Source organism: Candidatus Hydrogenedentota bacterium (genome assembly GCA_019637335.1).
In the GTDB taxonomy this organism is placed as follows: Bacteria; Hydrogenedentota; Hydrogenedentia; order Hydrogenedentales; family JAEUWI01; genus JAEUWI01.
In genome coordinates, this window is the sequence record JAHBVV010000008.1 from 194,411 (window position 1) to 213,875 (window position 19,465).

Genomic DNA, 19,465 nt, shown 5'->3' on the forward strand with positions numbered 1-19,465 from the left:
ACCAGCGGGCTGTTACCCGGCAACGGGCCGGCTCCCGACGGAAGAAAGCCATAACGACATGGAACTGCATACCCTTAAGAACGATGCCGGCGCCAAGAAGAAGCGCAAGCGAGTCGGCCGCGGGCCGGGATCCGGCAACGGCAAGACGGCGGGCAAGGGCCACAAGGGCCAGAAGGCCCGCGCGGGCTATGCGCGCCACTTTGGATTTGAAGGCGGCCAGATGCCGCTGCACCGGCGCCTTCCGAAGCGCGGCTTCAAGCACGCGTCCCGCTCGCCGTTGACGATCATCAATATTGACGTGATCGACGGTGCTTTCGAGGCGGGCGCGGAAGTTACGGCCGAGGCGATTGTGTCGGCGGGGCTGGCGAAGTCCAGCCGCGGCGGCATCAAGGTGCTTGGCCGGGGTGAAGCGACCAAGAAGCTCGTGCTGAAGGTGCAGGCGATATCGCCCTCCGCCCAGCAGAAGATCGAAGCCGCCGGCGGGACGGTCGAGATCGTCGCCGCGAAGGCCCCCGCCGCGGAAGCGGCCGCGGCCGAGTAAGGAGTTCAGCGGGTGTCCGAGCCAATCGAAGCATTCAAAAACGCCTTCAAGATCCCCGAGTTGAAGCAGCGCATTCTCTTTACGCTGACGATGCTCGCGGTCTACCGCCTGGGCTGCCACGTCCCCGCGCCGGGGGTGAATGGCGCCGCGCTTGCCGAGCAGATCGGCGGCGGCGGCCTGCTGGGCTTTTACGACATGTTCACCGGCCAGGCGTTTTCGAATGCGACGGTGTTCGCGCTCGGCATCATGCCGTACATCACGGCTTCGATTATTCTGTCGCTGCTGATCCCGGTCATTCCGGCGCTTGAGGCGCTCCAGAAGAGCGGCCAGGAAGGCCAGAAGAAGATTACGGAGTACACCCGCTACGGCACGATAGGCCTTTGTCTGGTGCAGAGCGTGGCGATCGGGATGTACCTCCAGAGCCTGGGTTCGGAGATCGTGCCCCGGCCCGGGATACCGTTTTTGCTGATGTGCGTCATTACATTTACGACGGGCACGGCGTTCATCATGTGGCTTGGCGAGCAGATCAGCGAGCATGGCATCGGGAACGGGATTTCGCTGGTCATTTTCACGAGCATCATCGCGTCGATGCCCGCGGCCATCGTGAACCTGATCCGTTTGATAGGCAACCAGCAGGTCAGCATTTTCACCGGCATCATCCTGGTGTTCCTGATGGTGGTTGTCGTGATGGGCGCGATCCTGGTGACGACGGGCCAGCGCCGCATTCCGGTTCAGTATCCGCGCCAGGTCAAGGGCCGCCGGGTGATGGGCGGGCAGCGTTCGTACCTTCCGCTGCGCGTCAACCAGGCGGGCGTTATCCCGATCATTTTCGCCAGCTCGCTGCTGATGCTTCCGAGCATGGTGGGCGCGGGCATCACGAACGTCACGGTGCGGAGCATTGTGAACAACATCGCGGATCCTCAGTATCTGGTGCACAATATCCTGTACGCGATTATGATTGTGTTCTTCTCCTTCTTCTACACCGCAATCACGTTCAACCCGGTTGAGCTTGCGGATAATATGAAGAAGTATGGTGGCGTCATTGTTGGCGTGCGTCCGGGCAAGGCGACGGCGGACTATCTCAACAAGGTGATGACGCGGATTACCCTGGTTGGGTCGTTGTTCCTGACGGTGGTGGCGCTGTTGCCGGCGGTGGTGTACGTGGTGCTGGAAGTTCCGGATTGGATGATCGTGCAGTTTTTCGGCGGGACGAGCCTCCTGATCCTGGTGGGCGTGGCGCTGGACACGATCAAGCAGATCGAGCAGCACCTGACGATGCGCCATTACGATGGATTTTCCAGCGGCTCCGGCGGCGGGCGGATACGTTCGCGGCGCGGCTGAGCGAATCTTGCGCGAACCGCATCGGAAGGGAACAAGACTTTAACAGTTGCAATAGTATACAATACGCCGGTTTCGCCGGAACGAGCGCCGGTAGCGTATTTGACGAGAACAGCGCCAGCGGCGTTCGGGTGAGTTATGATATCGGTCCGCAGTGAACGAGAAATCGACCTCCTGCGGGAGGCCAATCAGATTGTGGCGCGGGTGCACGACACCCTCCACGAGCTGATCCGGCCCGGAGTGACCACCGGCGAGCTCGACGCGGTTGCGGAGGAAATCATCCTGGAGGCCGGCGGTAAGCCCGCGTTCAAGGGATACCACGGTTACCCCGCATCGACGTGCATATCGGTGGACGAGGTTATCGTTCACGGGATACCGGGCGACCGGGTTCTCCGGGATGGTGAAATTGTCAGTATTGACGTTGGCGTTCAGTTCAAAGGCTACTTTGGCGACGCCGCGGTTTCGTGGCCCTGTGGCCAGATTGACTCGGCGCGGCGTAAGCTGCTGGAGACGACGGACAGCGCCCTGGCGCGCGCGATCGAGGCGGCGGCGGCCGGGAATTACCTGTGCGATATAGGCCGCGCGGTGGAGGCGGTCTGCAAGCCGATGAAGTACGGCATCGTCCGGGACTTCGTGGGCCACGGCATTGGCACGGCGATGCACGAGGAGCCGCAAGTCCCGAATTTCGACACGGGGAGCCGCGGCCCGCGGCTGAAGGCCGGCATGGTGCTCGCGATAGAGCCGATGGTGAACATGGGTACGGAGAAGGTGAAGGTCTTGAAGGACGGCTGGACGGCGGTAACGGCGGACGGCAGGCCAAGCGCTCATTTCGAGCACAGCGTGGTGGTCCGGGAAGACGGTGGAGAGATATTGTCAGGATCGAAGATCAACATCTGGGGCCGGCTGAAGGCATCGTAGCGCCGGTACCCGGGTTTTGCACGCATTCCGTAGGAGTAGCGAAGATGAAAGTGCGCAGTTCAGTCAAGAAGATTTGCGAGAAATGCAAGATTATCCGCCGGCACGGCCGCGTCCGGGTGATTTGCGAGAACCCCAAGCACAAGCAGCGACAGGGATAGGGTATCTTCGGCGCGCCAACGCGTGCGGCGCCGGCTAGGAGAATCAAGGACATGGCTCGAGTTGTAGGTGTAGACCTCCCGCGCGAAAAGCGGGTGGAAGCCGGATTGCAGTCGATCTACGGGATCGGGCTGACCCGCGCCAGGCAGCTACTGGAGAAGACCGGCATTAACCCCGACACGCGCGTGCGCGACCTGACGGATGAAGAGGCGAACCTGCTTTCGTCGACGATCCAGACGATCTACAAGGTGGAGGGCGATCTCCGGCGTGAAGTGTCGGCGAACGTGAAGCGGCTGATGGAGATCAACTGCTACCGCGGCCAGCGCCACAAACGCGGGCTTCCCGTTCGGGGGCAGCGCACGAGCACGAACGCGCGCACCCGGAAGGGCCCGCGCCGCATCGCGATCAAGAAGAAATAACGACCGGACGTCAAACCCTGAAGCCAGAGGAGGCCTCGTCACGTGGCGAAAGAAAAACGAAAGACCAAGAACAAGAAGCGCCGAGTCGCCCTGAACGCGACGTCGGGCGTCGCGCACATCCAGGCGACCTTCAACAACACGATCGTGTCCATCACGGATCCGCAGGGCAACGTGATCGCGTGGTCGAGCGCGGGACAGGTGGGCTTCTCTGGTTCCCGCAAGAGCACGGCTTTCGCCGCGCAGCTGAGCGCCGAGCAGGCGAGCACGAAGGCCCTGGAAATGGGGCTGAAGGAAGTTCGGGTATACGTGAACGGCCCCGGGGCCGGTCGCGAATCCGCGATCCGCGCCATCCAGGCGGCGGGCCTGACCGTGTCGCTCATCAAGGACGTGACGCGCGTTCCGCACAACGGCTGCCGCCCCCCCAAGCGGCGCCGGGTCTAATCCGGTCTCCGCACCGGCATTGGGAAATAAGCGAGGCGCCTGGGCGTTGGGCCTGCGCCGGGGCTGAACTGCACCGTGTGTCCTGAGAGGCGTGGATAGATGATAGCAAAAGAATTTACGATCCCGAGATACGTTAAGATCGATGACGAGGCGAACGTGAAGTTTTCGCGTATCACCGTCGAGCCGTTCGAGCGCGGCTACGGAACGACCGTGGGCAACTCGCTGCGGCGCGTTCTGCTCGCTTCCCTGCAGGGAACGGCCGTAACGGCGATCCGTGTCGAGGGAATCTCGAACGAGTTTTCGGCGATACCCGGCGTCCGCGAGGACGTGACCGAGTTTGTCCTGAATCTGAAGAAGTGCGACCTCCGGCTGAACCGGGACGAGGCGCTGATCTTCACGTACAGTTTCAGCGGGGAGGGCGAGATCACGGCCGGGGACATATTCAAGGACCAGGAGCTGGTCGATGTGTTCAACCCGGAGCACGTGGTGCTGACGTCGACGTCGAAATCGACGAAGCTGGAGATGGAGATCAAGGTGGACCGGGGCCGCGGCTATGTAACCGCCGAGCATTTCGAGCTCGAACACGCGCCGATTGACACGATCTACCTTGACGCGAACTTCTCGCCGGTGAAGAAGGTTAACTTCCAGGTGGAGGACGCGCGCGTCGGCCAGACGACGGACTACGATCGCCTTCTTCTGGATATCTGGACGAATGGTTCGATTTCGCCGGAACGCGCGCTGGAAGAGGCGGCGGGCCTGCTGATCAACCACCTGCGGATCTTTGTGAAGCAGGAGCAGGAAGGCGATGCGCTGGGCGGCGACAACGCGCCGGAGGATCCGGAGCTTATGCGGACGCTTGCGCGCAACGTCGACGAGCTGGAGCTGAGCGTTCGCGCGGCGAATTGCCTCAAGGCCGCAAACATTCGCACCATCGGCGATCTGGTGGCCCGCGAAGAGAGCGAAATGCTGCAGTTCCACAACTTCGGCAAGAAATCTTTGGACGAGATCAAGGCGCTGCTCGATTCGATGGGCATGTCCCTTGGCATGAAGGTCGGCGCGCCGGCCGCGGCCAGCGTTCCCGCTGCCCCCGCGGTTGAGGACGAGCCCGACAACGATGAGGATGAATAACGATGCGGCACCGTAAAGCTGGAAGGCGCCTGGGCCGGGACATGTCCCACCGCAAGGCCACGATGCAGAGCCTTGCGAACGCGCTCTTCGAACACAGCGCCATTGAAACCGGCCACCTGAAGGCCAAGGAACTGCGGAAGTTCGCGGAACCGCTGATTACGCTGAGCAAGGTGGACACGGTGGCGAACCGCCGGCGCGCCTTTGCGAAATTGCGGGACACGAATTCGGTCAGCCGTCTTTTCAACACGATCGGGCCGGCCTTCGCCGAACGTCCGGGCGGTTATACGCGCATTCTCCGCCTGGGCAACCGGCTGGGCGACGCGGCGCCGATGGCGCGGATTGAGCTCGTGGAAATGGGCGAGTACACCGAGGAGGATTAAGCCCCCTCCGCCCGCATGGATGTATTCCGGGAGCAGCGCTTCAGGGCGCTGCTCCTGTTTTATTGGCCGGCGCCGGTTGTATCCGCATCGCGCCTCGTATAGAATGGCAGGCCAATGAAATCGGCAACCCCCATCAGCAACCGCGCCGTACGCCCCGCCGGGAGGCGCGCGCAGCGGCGCGCCGGCCTGCCGCGGGCAATTTTCCCGGCCCTGCTCGCGAGCGTGGCCGCCTTTGCGGGATGCAACCCGCGCGTGGCGGTTACCGGCCTGGTGACCAATGTCGATGGCGAGCCCCTGCCGGGCGTATCGGTGAAAGTGGAGGCGGCCCAGGCCTTTGGGGTGACCAACGGGAACGGTATTTTCGGCCGGCGGCCCAATATTCTGTCCGTCCCGCCGGGCGCCTGGGAGCTGGAGTACATCAAGTCCGGCTTCACAACGGCCTACCAGAACCTCGATACCGGGAATGCGCGATCGGTTGAAGCGCCGCCGGTCGCTCTCTGGCCGCTTCCCGCCGCGCGCGGGGTGTATCTGCTCGAGGGCATTCACTACGAATCGCTTACCCGCGCGACGCCGGAGCGCTACCGCGCGCTGAATGGCGGCGCGGTGTATGGATTGAACGCCAAGATCCTGCCGGAGGTGGAGCTATCCGAGTCGCCGGTGTTTTTCGTGAGCCACAAGATGGCGACCTACGACTGGCAACTCTCCCGCCTGGAAACGGCCCGGGTGTTTCGCCCGGGTGTGGAGGCTCCGCCGCCGGGCGAGAAGATTGACGATTCCATTACCGAATCCATCTGGGCCGCCGCCGTGCGGCTGCCCATTGAAACCATTCCCGTGGATCTGCCCGAGCGGCTGCTCTGGCAGATCCGGCCCGCTGTCGCGATGCAGCCCGGCGTGTACGCGATCCACTGGGGCGCGCTGGACGGCGACAGCACCACCGAGGAATCCGTCTACCTGATCGGTATACAGGCTCCCGAAGCGGAGGCCGAAGAGGGTTTGGAAGAGGAAGGCGGGGACCGGGCCGGGGAAGACGCCGGTCCCGGCGCGGGCGCCTGAGCGCCGCCGGGCCGGCGCGAACCGCCAGTACCCCCAACGCTCCGGAGGACTTAATGAAAAAGCATTTCATAAACACGATGCAGGAAGGCGACCTGGTCAGCGACGTATTTATCGCGACCCGCAACGACCTCCGCACGAAGCAGGATGGGGGCAAGTTTCTCGGCATGGTCTTCAAGGACCGCACCGGTGAAATTGGCGGGATCATGTGGAACAACGCCGCGGAGGTTTCCCGGCAGTTCGAAGTGGGCGACGTGGTCAGCGTGAAGGCCAAGGTGAATTCCTACCAGGGGCGCCTCCAGCTTCAGGTGGAGCAGGTCGTCCCGCTGAAGGAGGGCGAGTACGACATTTCGGATCTGGTATTCACGCCCGAGAGCATGCGGGAAGACATGGACACCATCCGCGCCGTGCTGGATACCGTGCAGGATCCGTGGATCCGGCGTCTGGTGGATGCGTTCTGGAACGACGCGGCCTTCAACGTCGCGTTCTCCAGCGCGGCCGCGGCGAAAAAGTGGCACCACGAATACCGGGGGGGGCTTGCGCGGCACACCTGCGAGATGTTCCGCCTTGGGGATACGATGTGCGAGCTCTTCTCGGACATCAACCGGGATGTGCTCGTGGCGGGCATCTTCCTGCACGACATTGGCAAGCTGGAGGAGATGACGCACGACCTCGTGGTGGAATACACCACGCCGGGGCGCCTGCTCGGCCATGTGCAGATCGGGGCGGCGCAGGTATCGGAGAAGATCGGCGCGATTGACGGCTTTCCGGAAACGCTCCGCCTGCAGATTCTTCACTGCATCCTGGCGCACCACGGGGAATTGCAGTATGGTTCTCCGGTTGTGCCGAAGACGCTGGAGGCGGTGGTGCTGCACCATATCGACAACTTGGACGCCCAGGCCGCGGCCTACAGCCGGATTGCCCGCGAAGCGCGCGATCGGAACCAGGCGTGGTCGGAATATATGCCGCTGATCGACCGAATGATCTGGACCACGGAAGACGGCTGAACCGCTTACCATCGAGGCAGGCCGCCATGCCCCCGCGCGTATGCATCTTCGCCCGAGAATCGCTGCTGCACTGGTCCGCGTTCTATGTGAAGGCGTTCCGGCAGGCCTGCGACACGATCGCCATCGGGCCGGCGACGGGGCCGGAGAACCACGATTTTCCCGACTGGGCCGCGGTGGAGCGGTACGTGGTGAAGAACGACATCATCAGCGATGCCGATGATGCGGGGGCGCTCCTGGCGCTGCTCCCCGAAGGGTGGACGCCGGATCTGGTGGTGGCGATTCAGTCCGGCGGCCCGGTGATCGCCGGTATTGCGGAGCTGGGCTGCCCCACGGCGTACATTTCGGTCGATACCTGGCACGACCCTCGTGATTTCGTGCTGGCGCACCAGTACGACTTCGTGTTTCTTGCGCAGAAGGGCATCGCGCCGCTCATGCGGCAGATGGGGTGCCGCCACGCCTTCTGGCTGCCGCTCGCCTGCGACCCCGAGGCGCATTACGCGGCGGAGGTTCCCGAGGAATTCGACATCGCGTTTATCGGGAGCACGCATTTCATGGTGAACCGCCAGCGGGTGGCGCGCCTGAAGCGGCTGGAGGCCGAGTTTAAGCTGGGCTACGCGTTTGGTCTCGGGAGCGACGCGATGGCGGAGGCCTATGGCCGCGCGCGGCTGATCTTCAACGCGAGCATTGCGCAGGACGTGAACATGCGCGTCTTCGAGGCCCTGGCGACGGGCAAGCCGCTGGTGACGAACGCGGAGGCGGCGGCCAACGGGCTTTTTGAGCTCTTCGAGGATGGGCGGCATCTCATTGCCTATACGGACGACAACCTGATGGAGCGCGTCCGCCACGCCTTGGACCATCCCGACTGGGCGGCGGCCATTGGCGAAGCCGGGCGCCGTGAGGCGCTGGAGAAGCATACCTATGTCCACCGCGTTCGGGAACTGCTGGAGATTGTGGCCCGCCATGCGCCTGGCCTGGCGGAGGGGGGTGCGCGCCCGCGCAAATCGGGTCAGCGCGTGGCTGAGTTTGTTCCGTGGGGCGCCCGCCGTCTGCTGGATGTGGGGATGGGCCTGGACGCGAGCCGGGTGGCGTTGCGGCGCCTGGGGGTGGAGTATGTGGCGGCGATCGCTCCCGATTCGGGGGCCCTCGAACGGCGGGGGCGTTCCTACGACGCGGCGGCGCTGCTGGACCCGGGGGCGCCGCTGCCGGGCGCGGATTACGACGCGATTCTCTGGCGGAAGCCGGTTGAATCGGGGCTTGAATGGGACTACGTGTTCAACGCGTCGACGGCGGCGCTGGCGGAAGGGGGCCACGTGCTATTTGTCCTCGACGAGGCCGATATCCTGGCGAGCGCGGGCGAACTGGCCTTCTCCGCGCTGGTCCGCTGGATGGCCCCCTGGCGCTACCGCCCCCTGGTGTGGCGGCACGGCTCCGAACGCGGGCACTATCATCTGGTGGTGGCGTGCCAGCAGACCGCCACGCCGGACGAGATCGTGGCCCAACTCTACCGGGCTTTTCCGGTCAATGGCGTCGACACGAACCCCGGCGTTCAGATCTTCAGCGGCGAAGGACCCGGTTCACCAGGTGCTGGACGTCCGTAGCGCCCACGCCGCCGCCATCGACATCCGCATCGGGCAGATTGTTCAGTTCGAGCACCGCGTTGATAACCAGTTGCAGGTCAGCCGCGTTGACGTCCCCGTCGCGGTTGACATCGCCCGTGGAAAGCGCCGCGTCCGCCCGCGTCGCGCCGTTCCCGTCCACCGTGACGCCCCGGACCACAAAGGGAATGTAGCCGGGCGCCTCGACGCGGAGTGTGTAGGTTCCTGGGAGCAGCATCCGGTGGTAGTCGCCCGCGTCCGAGTCCGTGAAGACGGGTTGGGGGTTGTCGTCCACCAGCACCCGGGCGTGGAGGGGCGCGCCAGACACGCGATCGGTGACGACGCCGCGCGCGCCCCGGTGTACGAGATCGAGGTAGGCGAACATGGCGGCCCGGTTTTCCTCCCACAGCCCCGCGAGGGCGGCGCTTGCCGGGGCCTTGATGTTCGAGACTTCCAGCGTTACATTCACCATGCCGGCGTAGCGATACTGCCAGTCCTGCATGCCGCCCGAGATGCTGTACCAGGCGGAGCCATTGGAGACCCCGCCGGGAAAGGCGGGGCTGTTGAACATGGGCGGGTTCCGTTCCGCGTAGGCGCTTGAAATGTCGCGCATGAGGGGGTCGTCGGGCGTGGGGGCATCCGAGCCGCTGGGAATACCGGGCTCCTCGTCGTACGGGTAGTTCACGAGGAGCGCGCCGGTGTGGTAGTTCGCGCCGAGCACCAGGCTCTGCTCCGCGGTCCAGCGCATGAGGTGGGCGACTTCCGGCTGGCGTCCCGCGGTGTCCGGCGCGCCCAAGTCAAAGACCGTGCCGGTGAAATCGCGGCTGAATTCCGGAAAGGCCCGATTCAGATCGACATTGTTCGCGTTCCAGCGAATCCCGAGGGTGTAGCCATCCGGATTGGCGAGGGGCACGAGCCAGATTGCCGTTTCATTCACCAGGTCTGTAACGCCGGGGTCGTTGCCGTAGCCGGCGAGGAGATCCGACAGGAAGTTCAGGCACAGCACCGTACCGACCGGTTCATCGCCGTGCAGGGTCGAAATGTAGGCGAATTCCGGCTCGTCCTCCTCCACATCCGGCTGATCCGTGATGAGAATTGCCCAGATTTCGCGGCCCTGCACCGAGCGGCCCAGGGAGAAGAGACGGACTATGTCCGGGTGGTCTTCCGCCGCTTGCGCCAGTATGTCGCCGATCGCGGCGTAGCTCGGATACTCGGCCAGCGCCTTCGCGTCCCGCGGCTGCACCTCCACGATGGCGTGGGGGAGGCCCGCCGCCTGGAAACGTTCCCAGTGGTCCGCGTGAATGTAGGCTCGGGCCTCGCGCCCGTCAAAATGGTCGATCACACCGCCCAGCGCCTCCACGGCCGCGAGGGTATCCCGGTTCGCGCCGGGCAGCGCGACCACGTAGGTCGTGTGATCGGCGGCCGCGGCCATGGCGGCGAGGCAACACGCGGCGCCGCAGAGCAGCCAGCGGCCGGGGATTCCCGCCGGGCCGCGTATGGGACGGTGCGCCGTCATGGGCCGCCCGCATCCGCGACAACATAGAAGGTATAGGCGGCGGTTTCGCCCTTCTTGCTCGTGACCGAGAGCGAAACGAGATAGCGCCCGGGCTCGTTGTAGGTGTGCAGGGTTTCCTGGCTTTTCGATTTCTTGCCGTTGCCAAAGTCCCACTGCACCCTTTTCACGGTGTATTGCGGGTCATAGGGCGCCGAGAGGCCGACCGTGAAGCGGTCGGAGAGCGAGATGGGAAGGCGGCCCGACGGCACACGCACGAGATCGAAGGCATTGTAGCGCTTGGAGACGCCAACGGGCACCCGGATGTCGCCGGGCACATGCATGAATCCTATCGGGGCCTCGCCGGCCAGGATGTCGGCCATGGACCCGATCGTTTGTTCATACTTGGCGGGATCGCAGTATGCGAGCACGATGGCATCGGCGATCGCCAGGTGCGGGAGGTTGCTCGGATAGCCCAGCAGGACCACCACAACATTGACGCCCTTTTCCTTCAGGGCCTTGATCAGGGCGACCTGGCCGCCCGGGCGATCGGTATCCGTGAGAATGAGCACCACGGTCCGAATGCCCCGGATGTGGCTGGTCACACGGCGGATTTCGAAGTCCTTTATCTCGCCAATGTGCCGCGCTGTTGTGATCAATTGCCGCGAGATGGGCTTGATATGCTTTTCGAGCCCTTTGGCCAGGGTTTCCACGCCGACGACGCCGGTTACGCCGATGGGCATCGACGCATCCTTGCGCAACGGGAGCACCCCGCCGCGATTCTGGACCACGGTAACTGCCTGCCGTTCGATGGCTTGGACCCGCTTGGCAAGTTGGGCCTGTTTTTCGAGGGGCGCGGCTTTTTTCTCCTTCAGCGCCATCACCTCGGCCTGGCGGTGCTCGAACTTGTAGTCCAGCACGCGCTTCAGGGCGCGATCAATGACTTCTTCCGAAAGGCGCCCGTCTTTGACGGCCAGGACAATGTTGTCCACCGCGCGCATTTCGCTGTTGCCCGCGGCGTTCCAGTAGATCATGTCCGCGCCGTAGCTCAGTGCGCGTATGGCCGCCACCGCGGGATCGAGCAAACCGGCGACATCCTGGGTGTCCATGGGCCCGGCGAGGATAATGCCCTGGTAGCCCAGATCCCGGCGGAGTAGGCCGCCAATCACGGCTTCGGAGACGCACGCGGGTGGACTCGCCGGATCCAGCGTGGGCACGAGGGTGTTGCCGACATGGATAATCGGGCTTCCGCCGGCGATCGCCTGTATGTAGGGGGCCAGATCGGTCTCCACGAGCGTTGCCGATGGCGTGAGCAGCACGGCGGAGGTTTTTCTGGCCCGGTTCGCGCCGCCGCCCGGGAAGCCCAGGGGCACGGCGAGCACGCCGTGATCCCGAAAGACATCGCGCATGATCCCGAAGGCGCCGCCGATGAAGGCGGGGTCGCTGCCCAGGGTGTACACCGTGCCCTCCGCGCCGGGGAGGGTGGGCGCCATTTCGAGGGAGGGGCCCAGGTGCAGGTTGAAGCCCATCAGCGAGAGGTGTTCGGCGAGCAGCTGGGCAACGTCGCGGGTTACCCTTTCGTCGTTGGCGGCGGCGAGGGAGAGGGGCGACGGGAGCTGCACGAACTCATTGAAGTCTTCGCGCTCCGAGCGGGTCAGCCGGTAGATGTTTGTGCCTATCCAGAGCGGGATTCCGGAAACCTGCTCCACACCCCGCAGTTTGGTCACATAGATTGCCGCATAGGTGGGCTTCAGGATACGGGGGATAATCGCGCCGCCGGGGGTATAGGACTTCAGGTACGCCAGATCGGCGACGGAGGGGGCGTGTGAGCCTTCCATGGTGACCACCATGAGTTGCGCGACTTTCTGCCGGAGCTCCATGTTGGCCAGCGCGTGGCCCATGGGGTCTTCCTCCTTGTCGGGAAGGATGTTTTCGACGGGGGCGTCCGGATCCGCGATCCCGCCGGTGAGCCCGGGGGCGCCGGAATCGGTGTCGAATATGCTTCCCGGGGCTTCCGGGGTGTCCGCGGACGCCGCAAGGCAAAGCAGTCCAGCCAGGATATAACGCGTCATGGGCCCAATCCTTTTCGTTCTAATCAATCTTGATTCTAACAGAAAGCCCGGGCGGGGTGGCTACCCGGGAATGCCGCGGGGCGCGGGCGCGTTACTTGGTGGAGCGGGGCCCCGCATGGAAAGGTCCCGCGTGTGCGCGGTAAAATAGCCGTCGCGGGGCTCCCCAGGCGCCCCCAACACTTTCCCGAACCCTGCCGAGTCACCTTGCCCGAATGAGTTTCAAGCCCACCATAGCCCAATGGCCCGCCGAGCGCCTTCAGCCGCTGTACCAGGAGGCGACGCCCGCCCAGGTGGAGGCGGCGCTGGACAAGGACGATCTGGACATTGCGGCTCTCGGCGCGCTGCTTTCGCCGGCCGCGCGCGCGTTCCTGGAGCCTATGGCGCAGAAGGCCAACCGCCTGACGCGCTGGCACTTCGGGCGGACGATCTCGCTCTACGCACCGCTGTACATCTCCAACCTGTGCGCGGCGGATTGTGTCTACTGCGGCTTTTCGGTCCGATCCGGAAACAAGGAGAAGCGCGTGACCCTGCGGCCGCGCGAGATCCGGCGGGAGTGCGAGGCGCTGGCGACGCTCGGATACGAGAATATCCTGATTCTCACCGGGGAAGCGCCGAAGCGGGTGAAGGTGGAGCACATTGCGGACGCCATCGGCATTGCGCGGGAGTACTTCAGCGGCGTCTCCGTGGAGGTGTACGCGGTGGACGAAGCCGATTACCGGCGCTGGGTGGAGGCGGGTCTGGAGGGCGTAACGCTTTACATGGAGACCTACCACCGGCCCACATACGCGCAGGTTCACCTGGAGGGCCAGAAGGCCGATTATGACTACCGGCTGGACGCCACCGAGCGGGCCGGTAATGCCGGGGTGAGGAAGTTGAGCATTGGCGCGCTGCTGGGCCTGCACCAGTGGCGGGATGAGCTGATCTGGGTCGGTCTGCACGCGCGACACCTGCAGAAGGCCTGTTGGCAGTCCGCGATATCGGTCTCATTCCCACGTATTCTGCACATGCCGGAGCGATTCCAGGTTCGGGATTTCGTGCGGGACGCCGATCTCGTGCAGGGGATGCTGGCGTTGCGGCTGTTTCTGCCGGAGGTGGGCTTTAATCTGAGTACGCGGGAGGCGTCGGCGTTCCGGGACAAGCTGATACCGCTGGGCGTGACGCACATGAGCGCCGGATCCAGCACGCGTCCCGGCGGCTACGCCACGCGCGGCGTCGAGGTGCTGGAGCAGTTCGAGATCGAGGACTTGCGGAGTCCCGGTGAAGTGGTCGAGGCCATCCGCGCGGCGGGTTATGATCCGGTCTGGAAGGACTTTGATCGGGCCTTTGATCGGGCGTAGGGTCTGGGCTCTTGGGGGTGCAGCCTTTCATGATGCGTTGCGTCACCCATTAGAGATGAAAATGGACGGCGGCTTCGCCGCCTGGCAGGCGGGGACGCCTGCGCTCCCAGCCTTTGCCGCTTCCCTTGGGGGAGATGCGGTAATCTGGTTTGTATGAGGCAGCTGTGGTGATGCCGAGGCGTTTTTTTCAGAGCAGCCACCGGCTGGATTGGCGGCATTGGACAGGAGGTTGGCCCACTTGCCAGCCGGATGCGGTCCGCCGGGGTACAGCCGTTGATGACGCGTGGCGTCACCCGTTGAGTATGAAAGGCCGGTTGCTTTGCAACGGGTACACAGCCGGGACGACTGTGCCACGTTCCTTGCACGCTTCACCTTGGTTCTCAAGAGTAGAATGTGGCACAGGCGTAGGGGCTGGGCTCTTGGGGGTACAGCCACCGGCTGGATTGGCGGCATTGGACAGGAGGTTGGCCCACTTGCCAGCCGGATGCAGTCCCCTGGGGAGTGATCGCGATCCTGCTGGGCTGGCGGATCAGTTGCGGTTGGCGGCTTCGTGGATGGCGCGGCGCAGGTCCCGGGCGGCGGCCTGGACGTTTTCCGCGGCGGTGACGGCGGTAACGACGGCGATGCGGCGTGTTCCGCGGCGGACGACTTCGGCGAGGTTGTGCGCTTTGATGCCGCCCATGCAGGTGAAGGGGATCCGGAGGTGCGGGCGGATGGCGTCGATCATCTCTGGGCCGACGGCGCCGGTGGGCACGGATTTGGTCTGGGTGGCGTAGATGGGGCCGATGTTGACGTAGGTCGCGCCGGCATTCTGCGCGGCGAGGGCTTCTTCGAGGTTGTGCGTGCTGGCGCCCACGAGGAGGTCGGGGGCGATGCGGCGGGCGTCGGCCACGGGGAAGTCGTCCTGGCCGAGGTGTACGCCGTCGGCGCCAATGGCGAGAGCGACGTCGACGCGATCGTTCACGATGAGCAGGGCGCCGGCCTCGCGACAGCGGTCGGCGAAGGCGTGGCCGAGGGCGACAAGTTCGGCCGCTGGCGCGGACTTTTCACGGAATTGTATGAGCCGGACGCCGGCGCGCAGGCAGGCGTCGAGCACGTCAAGCGGGGTCCGCCCGGCGCAGAACTCGCTGGTGATGACGACGTAGAGGTCGGCCGCTTCGAAGCGGGCCATTCGGGAGGCGAGATCCATCAACCGCCTCCGACGAAGCGGACGAGTTCGAGGACGTCGCCGTCGGCGAGCTCGGTGGCGGCGAAGTCTTGCCTGGCGACGATATCGTCGTTGCGTTGGACGACCAGGGCTTCGCAGTTGATTTCCATGGCGTCGAGGAGGGCCTGGAGCGACGTGCCCGGGGCCACGTCGTGCGATTCGCTATTAACGCTGACCTGCATGGTGTCTCCTTTCTTCAATTGGAAACGGGATTGGGGTATTTCGACCTGTCCCGCGGCTATTTTAATGCGGTTATTTGTGATGGTTGAGTGTATGGATCGGAAAATTCCGGCGCCGTGTTGTTGGGCGTTTTGGAATGCTTACACCTGGGTGAGGACTTGCTATTAACTCGAAAGACTGTTGTAGGGAAGTGCGGCTCGCCGTAACTCCACTATGATACGGGCTTTCAGCCCTTGCCGAAATCGCCGTCATTTTACCTGGGCCTTCGGCCCAGGCTGGTATGATCCGCGCTTTTGGCGCTGAAGAAATGGCGCTCCATAGTTGTATTGCGCCGGGGGCGCAACCTGCCGGCGGGCCGCCGGCGCTCCATAGTTGCACGCAGCCTTTATTCTGCAAGTCGCTTTGGTTTGGCCACTGTACTTCGTTCGACTAAAGTGATACACATTTTGCAGCCCGTACTGTCCGCGGCGGCGGCTTTGCCGCTTTGGAGAGCCGGGACGGCTATCCTACATTTTGCAGCCCGAAATGTCTGAGTACCTGTTTTCTGATTGAACTTTGGATGCGCCGTGGGATTCCTGCTTCATGGTATACCAGTGCGGCGCGCGGGTCTACCACGGTGTTTCGATGTTGAATGCGCCGAGGTCGATATTGGCCAGCGCCTCGTCGTGCGGGAGGCGGTACGTTCTTGCGTAGGGCGTCGGGCGATCGCCGGCCTCCACCTGCACGTTGTCGGCCCAGACGAGGCCGGTGTTGCCCGCTTCGATCCCGATTTCGACGTAGAGTTCTTCGATTTCGAGGGGGATGTCCTTGCCGGGGTGGAAGACGCCGTGTACGGGGCGCCAGGCCACGGAGGGGCGCAAGGGCATGAGGGGGGCGTGTCCCGTTTCGCCGTCCGGCGTGACCCAGGCGAGGCGCACGGCGCCGTGGCCGCGGGCGCCTCCGCGCGCCTGGAGGTTTGCGGTGCGCGCGAGCATGGAGACGGTGTACGGCGCCCCGGGCTCGAGGCGGCTTCCCAGGTTCTTCACGCGCAGCTCGACGTTGTCCACGATGGCGTTGCCGGTTCCGCCGGGGGTGCGCCAGACTTCCAGCGCGATGCTGTTGGGGTCGGCGTTCTCGGGGATGTCCATTTCGGCCTGCATGAGGATCCACTGGCCGTTTCCGGGGTGGACGGCGTGGCGCTCCTCCTGGAATCCCGGGCCGTTGAAGCGGACGGTGAGGTGGAGGTTGTTGGGGGTTTCGCAGTGGCCCATGGCCTGGACCTGGAGGGTGCGCCCGGGGGCCAGGGGTACGGGAATCGACTGGCGGAGCATGGTGGGGCTTTCCGCTGGTTTCAGACGCAGTCCGACGCCGCCCTGGAAGCCCTGATCCTCGCGTTCGATGGCGGCATCCGCGCCCTCGTTGGCGATCCAGCCCACCGGCATGCCGTCGCGCCAGGCCTCGAAGCCGTTGTTGCGGAGGCGGTAGCCCTGGGGCGCCACGCGGACGCGCGCGAATGCCTCGCCCGGCGTGGACCCGTCTTCCGCCGGCGCCACGCCGATGCGGATTGACTGGGCGCCATCGCCCGCGCCGCGCCGATCCAGGGCGACTCCCGGCGGCAGTTCATCCTGGGACCAGCCGGCTTCGAAGTCGCTGTTGATGGCGAGGTTGGTGACCGGCGCGCCGAGCGCGTAGAGGCGCAGCCCATCCACGGTGTTGTTTTCGAGGAAGTCGCGGTGGCGCGCGCCGGCGGCGGTGAAGAAGTTTTCGAAATCGCGCACCTGCTGGGAGAGTGTGCCGGCGAACCAGAGGCTGACGTTGGGGTGCTCCGCTGCGAGCGCCCGGAGCAGGGCGGCGTCGGGCTTTCCGAAGCGGAGGTCGGGGCCGGTGTTTGCGGGACGCCAGCGGCGGAGGCGTTCCAGGTAGTACCGGGCGAATCGCGGGCCGTAGCCGTAGTCGGGCCCCATGAAGACGAAGACGTCATCCACGCCCGCGACGGGCGCGGCTTCTTCGAAGAGGGCCTTCCAGTTGTGGACGGGCACGCGGTTGACGGGTCCGGGCCCGAGGGGCAGGTAGCCGTAGACCGGGTAGGACTGGTAGGCGGCGTTGATCTGGGGGGCGAGCGGGGCCGCAAGCGCGATAATGATGGCGGGATAGATGAGGCCCGGGGCGGACATGGGGGGATGCGGCGCGGAGTCTTCTGTGCGCCGCCAGAGACGAATGTTTCGCGGGGCGCCTGTCAGGTGCGCCAGGAAGCGCGGCAGCACGCAGACGCCGGCGGCGGCGAGGACGATGGCGAAGATCGCGAGGAAGGCGAAGTCGCGCGGGTGGTAGGGGTGCGGCTGGGTGAACAGGAAGAGCGCGGCGGGCCCGAGGAGGGAGCCGCTGGCGAATACGATGCCCGCGGCGGGCCGGCGGTACAGCAGATCGAGCAGCCCCCACACGAGAATCGGGACGATGGCCGCCCAGATCCACCGGGAGGTGTTCCAGAAGGTGCGTTTCAGGTACTCGACGAGGTCGAATGCGGTGAGGCGGTAGCGGGTCTTGCCGTCACTGATTGTGGTTTCCGCCTGGCCGCCGCCCATGGGGCGTTCCGGGGCAACCTGAAGGGCGTTGGCCTGGCTTGGGGCCCAGACGGCGACATCGAAGCGCCAGGATTCGCGGGGATCGTGTCCCCGGGCGCCGAGGAGCGCGGGCGCGGCGGCGGCGCCGGCGACGAGGAGGGCGGCCAGCGTGATTCGTTTGGCGGGGCCGCCCGAGACACCGGCCAGGAGATAGAGCGCGCTGGCGGCGGTCATGAGGATGAGCGCGGGCAGAAATGCGGAGTTCGGGGCCAGGGCGAGGATGGCGCAGGCCGTGAACGCGAGCCAGGCGTACCAGCGGCGGGTTTCCAGGAACTCGATGAGCGCCCAGGCGGACAGGAGCGCGAAGAGCAGGAGCAGGGCCTCGGGGCTGGCGTACTGGCTGAGGTTGATGAGGAAGGGATTGAAGGTGACGAGCGCGGCGGCGACGAGGCCGGCGGTGCGCGAGTGGAGTCGGCAGAGGAGGGCCCAGGCGGCGAGAATGGTCAGGACACCGGCGAGCAGTCCCGGGAGGCGGAGCGCGGCTTCGGTGTCGCCCAGGCGGAGGCTGGCCTTCATGAGCAGGTCGTGCAGGGGCGCGCCGCCGTGCATGAGGATATAGCCCAGGGACTCATCCGCGCGCTCGCGGGCAAGGATTTCCGTATCGTAGAGGCTGACGTCCGCGGCGTACCAGCGGAGAAAGGCCCCGTAGCCCGCGAGTGCGGCGAGGAGGATGCCATTTGCGGCGCGCACCCAGGGCATGCCTTTTGTGGAACGGGACATGGGATTACTCCTGGAATTCGACGCGCTCGAAGCGGACACGGAACGGGCCAGTGGCCTCGGGCGGGAGCTTGATGGTGAAAACGCCCTGCTTCACGTCACCGGCCCAGAGCGGGTGGGTGGCCATTTCGGCGCGGCGGAGGCGCGGGCGGTGGCGGAGGTAGGGTTGGAGCACCATGGCGCGGTTGCTCGCGAAGGGCTCTTCGGGCGTTTGATCCAGATCTTCGGCGCGGGCCCAGTACCAACCGAGCGCAAAGGGGACGGGCTTTCCGGAGTTTTCCTCGGTTACCGTGACCACGGCCGCGAGCCAGCGCGCGCTACCGGCGGGCAGATCGAGCGTGAGCTTGGGGCCGAAACCGGACTCCTCAATGGTAAAGGCGGCTCCATCGCGGCCAAAAGACGCGCCTTCGTCCGGGAATTCCCAAACCGCGGGATCGGGCGGCTGGTTGAGCGTCCACGCGAGGACCGCGGGGGATTCGTCGCGGACGAAGCGGTCCATGAAGTACGCGGCTCCCGCGCCAGCGAGCAGCAGGAGTGCGATTGACAGCAGCGTGTGCTCGGGCGCGGTGCGCGCGCCGGTGTGGTGGCGGCCGCGATGCGCATTCGGAAGGGGAACGAGAGCGGTTTCTGGCGATGTGTCGGGGGTGGTCGTCATGGCGTGCTCACAAACGGTGTTTGAACCCGGAGGAGGGAGAGCCCGCATTATAGTGGGCTGATGGAATGGCCTGCAACGCGGGGGGGATACGGGGACGGAGCAATTGGCTGGCCGCAATCGAAACGACGATCACCACGAAGGGCGCGAAGGTCACGAAGAGGAAGAGAGACGAAGAGAAAGAGAGACGGTAATTCTTTAGCCGTCTGAAGTAAGGCGTTCGCCGATACGAGAT

18 protein-coding genes are annotated in these 19,465 nt (G+C 65.0%); 12 read left to right on the forward strand and 6 right to left on the reverse strand.

What is annotated here, in order from left to right; genetic code table 11:
• Positions 1–58: 58 nt before the first annotated feature.
• From rplO to KF886_11665, 11 genes are all read left to right on the forward strand, one after another.
• The gene (rplO, locus tag KF886_11615; protein ID MBX3178003.1) at positions 59–541 is read left to right on the forward strand and encodes a 50S ribosomal protein L15; all 483 of its coding nucleotides are present in this window, start codon (positions 59–61) and stop codon (positions 539–541) included.
• Between the two features lie 12 nt (positions 542–553).
• The gene (gene secY / locus KF886_11620) at positions 554–1,882 is read left to right on the forward strand and encodes a preprotein translocase subunit SecY (GenBank protein MBX3178004.1); all 1,329 of its coding nucleotides are present in this window, start codon (positions 554–556) and stop codon (positions 1,880–1,882) included.
• A gap of 135 nt (positions 1,883–2,017) precedes the next feature.
• Positions 2,018–2,797, forward strand: coding sequence for a type I methionyl aminopeptidase (map, locus tag KF886_11625; GenBank protein MBX3178005.1), 780 nt, complete (start codon positions 2,018–2,020; stop codon positions 2,795–2,797).
• 44 nt (positions 2,798–2,841) lie between these two features.
• On the forward strand, positions 2,842–2,955 hold the full coding sequence (rpmJ, locus tag KF886_11630; protein ID MBX3178006.1) for a 50S ribosomal protein L36: 114 nt from the start codon (positions 2,842–2,844) through the stop codon (positions 2,953–2,955).
• A 51-nt stretch (positions 2,956–3,006) separates the two neighbouring features.
• Positions 3,007–3,372, forward strand: a complete 366-nt coding sequence (rpsM, locus tag KF886_11635) for a 30S ribosomal protein S13 (protein ID MBX3178007.1) — start codon at positions 3,007–3,009, stop codon at positions 3,370–3,372.
• 42 nt (positions 3,373–3,414) lie between these two features.
• Positions 3,415–3,813: a 30S ribosomal protein S11 gene (rpsK, locus tag KF886_11640; protein ID MBX3178008.1), complete on the forward strand. Its 399-nt coding sequence runs from the start codon at positions 3,415–3,417 to the stop codon at positions 3,811–3,813.
• Positions 3,814–3,912: 99 nt separating this feature from the next.
• Complete coding sequence (locus KF886_11645) at positions 3,913–4,941, forward strand: DNA-directed RNA polymerase subunit alpha (protein MBX3178009.1); 1,029 nt, start codon at positions 3,913–3,915, stop codon at positions 4,939–4,941.
• A gap of 2 nt (positions 4,942–4,943) precedes the next feature.
• Positions 4,944–5,321 carry a 50S ribosomal protein L17 gene (gene rplQ, locus KF886_11650; protein MBX3178010.1) on the forward strand — a complete coding sequence of 126 codons (378 nt, stop codon included), beginning with the start codon at positions 4,944–4,946 and terminating at the stop codon, positions 5,319–5,321.
• Between the two features lie 114 nt (positions 5,322–5,435).
• On the forward strand, positions 5,436–6,374 hold the full coding sequence (locus tag KF886_11655; GenBank protein ID MBX3178011.1) for a carboxypeptidase regulatory-like domain-containing protein: 939 nt from the start codon (positions 5,436–5,438) through the stop codon (positions 6,372–6,374).
• 53 nt (positions 6,375–6,427) lie between these two features.
• The gene (locus KF886_11660; GenBank protein ID MBX3178012.1) at positions 6,428–7,378 is read left to right on the forward strand and encodes an HD domain-containing protein; all 951 of its coding nucleotides are present in this window, start codon (positions 6,428–6,430) and stop codon (positions 7,376–7,378) included.
• A 26-nt stretch (positions 7,379–7,404) separates the two neighbouring features.
• Positions 7,405–8,976 (forward strand): glycosyltransferase, encoded by a 1,572-nt coding sequence (locus KF886_11665; GenBank protein ID MBX3178013.1) that lies wholly within the window; start codon positions 7,405–7,407, stop codon positions 8,974–8,976.
• Here the strand turns inward: KF886_11665 and KF886_11670 are convergent.
• Positions 8,933–10,489 (reverse strand): carboxypeptidase regulatory-like domain-containing protein, encoded by a 1,557-nt coding sequence (locus KF886_11670; protein ID MBX3178014.1) that lies wholly within the window; start codon positions 10,487–10,489, stop codon positions 8,933–8,935. The two genes, KF886_11665 and KF886_11670, sit on opposite strands and share 44 nt — an antisense overlap.
• A complete protein-coding gene (locus tag KF886_11675) occupies positions 10,486–12,537 on the reverse strand; it encodes a PKD domain-containing protein (GenBank protein ID MBX3178015.1) in 2,052 nt (683 codons plus the stop codon). The genes KF886_11670 and KF886_11675 overlap by 4 nt, the downstream gene beginning before the upstream one ends.
• 212 nt (positions 12,538–12,749) lie before the next feature.
• Between KF886_11675 and thiH the strand changes: the two genes are divergently transcribed.
• The gene (gene thiH, locus KF886_11680) at positions 12,750–13,874 is read left to right on the forward strand and encodes a 2-iminoacetate synthase ThiH (protein ID MBX3178016.1); all 1,125 of its coding nucleotides are present in this window, start codon (positions 12,750–12,752) and stop codon (positions 13,872–13,874) included.
• A 529-nt stretch (positions 13,875–14,403) separates the two neighbouring features.
• Here thiH and thiE read toward each other — a convergent pair.
• The 4 genes from thiE to KF886_11700 form a co-directional block, all read right to left on the reverse strand.
• Positions 14,404–15,063: a thiamine phosphate synthase gene (gene thiE, locus KF886_11685; protein ID MBX3178017.1), complete on the reverse strand. Its 660-nt coding sequence runs from the start codon at positions 15,061–15,063 to the stop codon at positions 14,404–14,406.
• Positions 15,063–15,263, reverse strand: a complete 201-nt coding sequence (gene thiS, locus KF886_11690) for a sulfur carrier protein ThiS (protein MBX3178018.1) — start codon at positions 15,261–15,263, stop codon at positions 15,063–15,065. Before thiS ends, thiE begins: the two co-directional genes overlap by 1 nt.
• Before the next feature lie 606 nt (positions 15,264–15,869).
• A complete protein-coding gene (locus KF886_11695; protein MBX3178019.1) occupies positions 15,870–18,581 on the reverse strand; it encodes a glycosyltransferase family 39 protein in 2,712 nt (903 codons plus the stop codon).
• A 4-nt stretch (positions 18,582–18,585) separates the two neighbouring features.
• Positions 18,586–19,233 (reverse strand): hypothetical protein, encoded by a 648-nt coding sequence (locus KF886_11700; protein ID MBX3178020.1) that lies wholly within the window; start codon positions 19,231–19,233, stop codon positions 18,586–18,588.
• Positions 19,234–19,465 lie beyond the last annotated feature (232 nt).

Bases quoted from the DNA above. Each gene is read 5' to 3' on its own strand.
- KF886_11655 (MBX3178011.1), top strand. From the start codon at position 5,436: ATGAAATCGGCAACCCCCATCAGCAACCGCGCCGTACGCCCCGCCGGG.
- KF886_11700 (MBX3178020.1), bottom strand. From the start codon at position 19,233: ATGACGACCACCCCCGACACATCGCCAGAAACCGCTCTCGTTCCCCTT.
- KF886_11645 (MBX3178009.1), top strand. From the start codon at position 3,913: ATGATAGCAAAAGAATTTACGATCCCGAGATACGTTAAGATCGATGAC.
- KF886_11660 (MBX3178012.1), top strand. From the start codon at position 6,428: ATGAAAAAGCATTTCATAAACACGATGCAGGAAGGCGACCTGGTCAGC.
- thiE (MBX3178017.1), bottom strand. From the start codon at position 15,063: ATGGATCTCGCCTCCCGAATGGCCCGCTTCGAAGCGGCCGACCTCTAC.
- thiH (MBX3178016.1), top strand. From the start codon at position 12,750: ATGAGTTTCAAGCCCACCATAGCCCAATGGCCCGCCGAGCGCCTTCAG.
- rplQ (MBX3178010.1), top strand. From the start codon at position 4,944: ATGCGGCACCGTAAAGCTGGAAGGCGCCTGGGCCGGGACATGTCCCAC.
- map (MBX3178005.1), top strand. From the start codon at position 2,018: ATGATATCGGTCCGCAGTGAACGAGAAATCGACCTCCTGCGGGAGGCC.
- KF886_11665 (MBX3178013.1), top strand. From the start codon at position 7,405: ATGCCCCCGCGCGTATGCATCTTCGCCCGAGAATCGCTGCTGCACTGG.
- KF886_11675 (MBX3178015.1), bottom strand. From the start codon at position 12,537: ATGACGCGTTATATCCTGGCTGGACTGCTTTGCCTTGCGGCGTCCGCG.
- rplO (MBX3178003.1), top strand. From the start codon at position 59: ATGGAACTGCATACCCTTAAGAACGATGCCGGCGCCAAGAAGAAGCGC.
- rpmJ (MBX3178006.1), top strand. From the start codon at position 2,842: ATGAAAGTGCGCAGTTCAGTCAAGAAGATTTGCGAGAAATGCAAGATT.
- thiS (MBX3178018.1), bottom strand. From the start codon at position 15,263: ATGCAGGTCAGCGTTAATAGCGAATCGCACGACGTGGCCCCGGGCACG.
- KF886_11695 (MBX3178019.1), bottom strand. From the start codon at position 18,581: ATGTCCCGTTCCACAAAAGGCATGCCCTGGGTGCGCGCCGCAAATGGC.
- rpsM (MBX3178007.1), top strand. From the start codon at position 3,007: ATGGCTCGAGTTGTAGGTGTAGACCTCCCGCGCGAAAAGCGGGTGGAA.
- KF886_11670 (MBX3178014.1), bottom strand. From the start codon at position 10,489: ATGACGGCGCACCGTCCCATACGCGGCCCGGCGGGAATCCCCGGCCGC.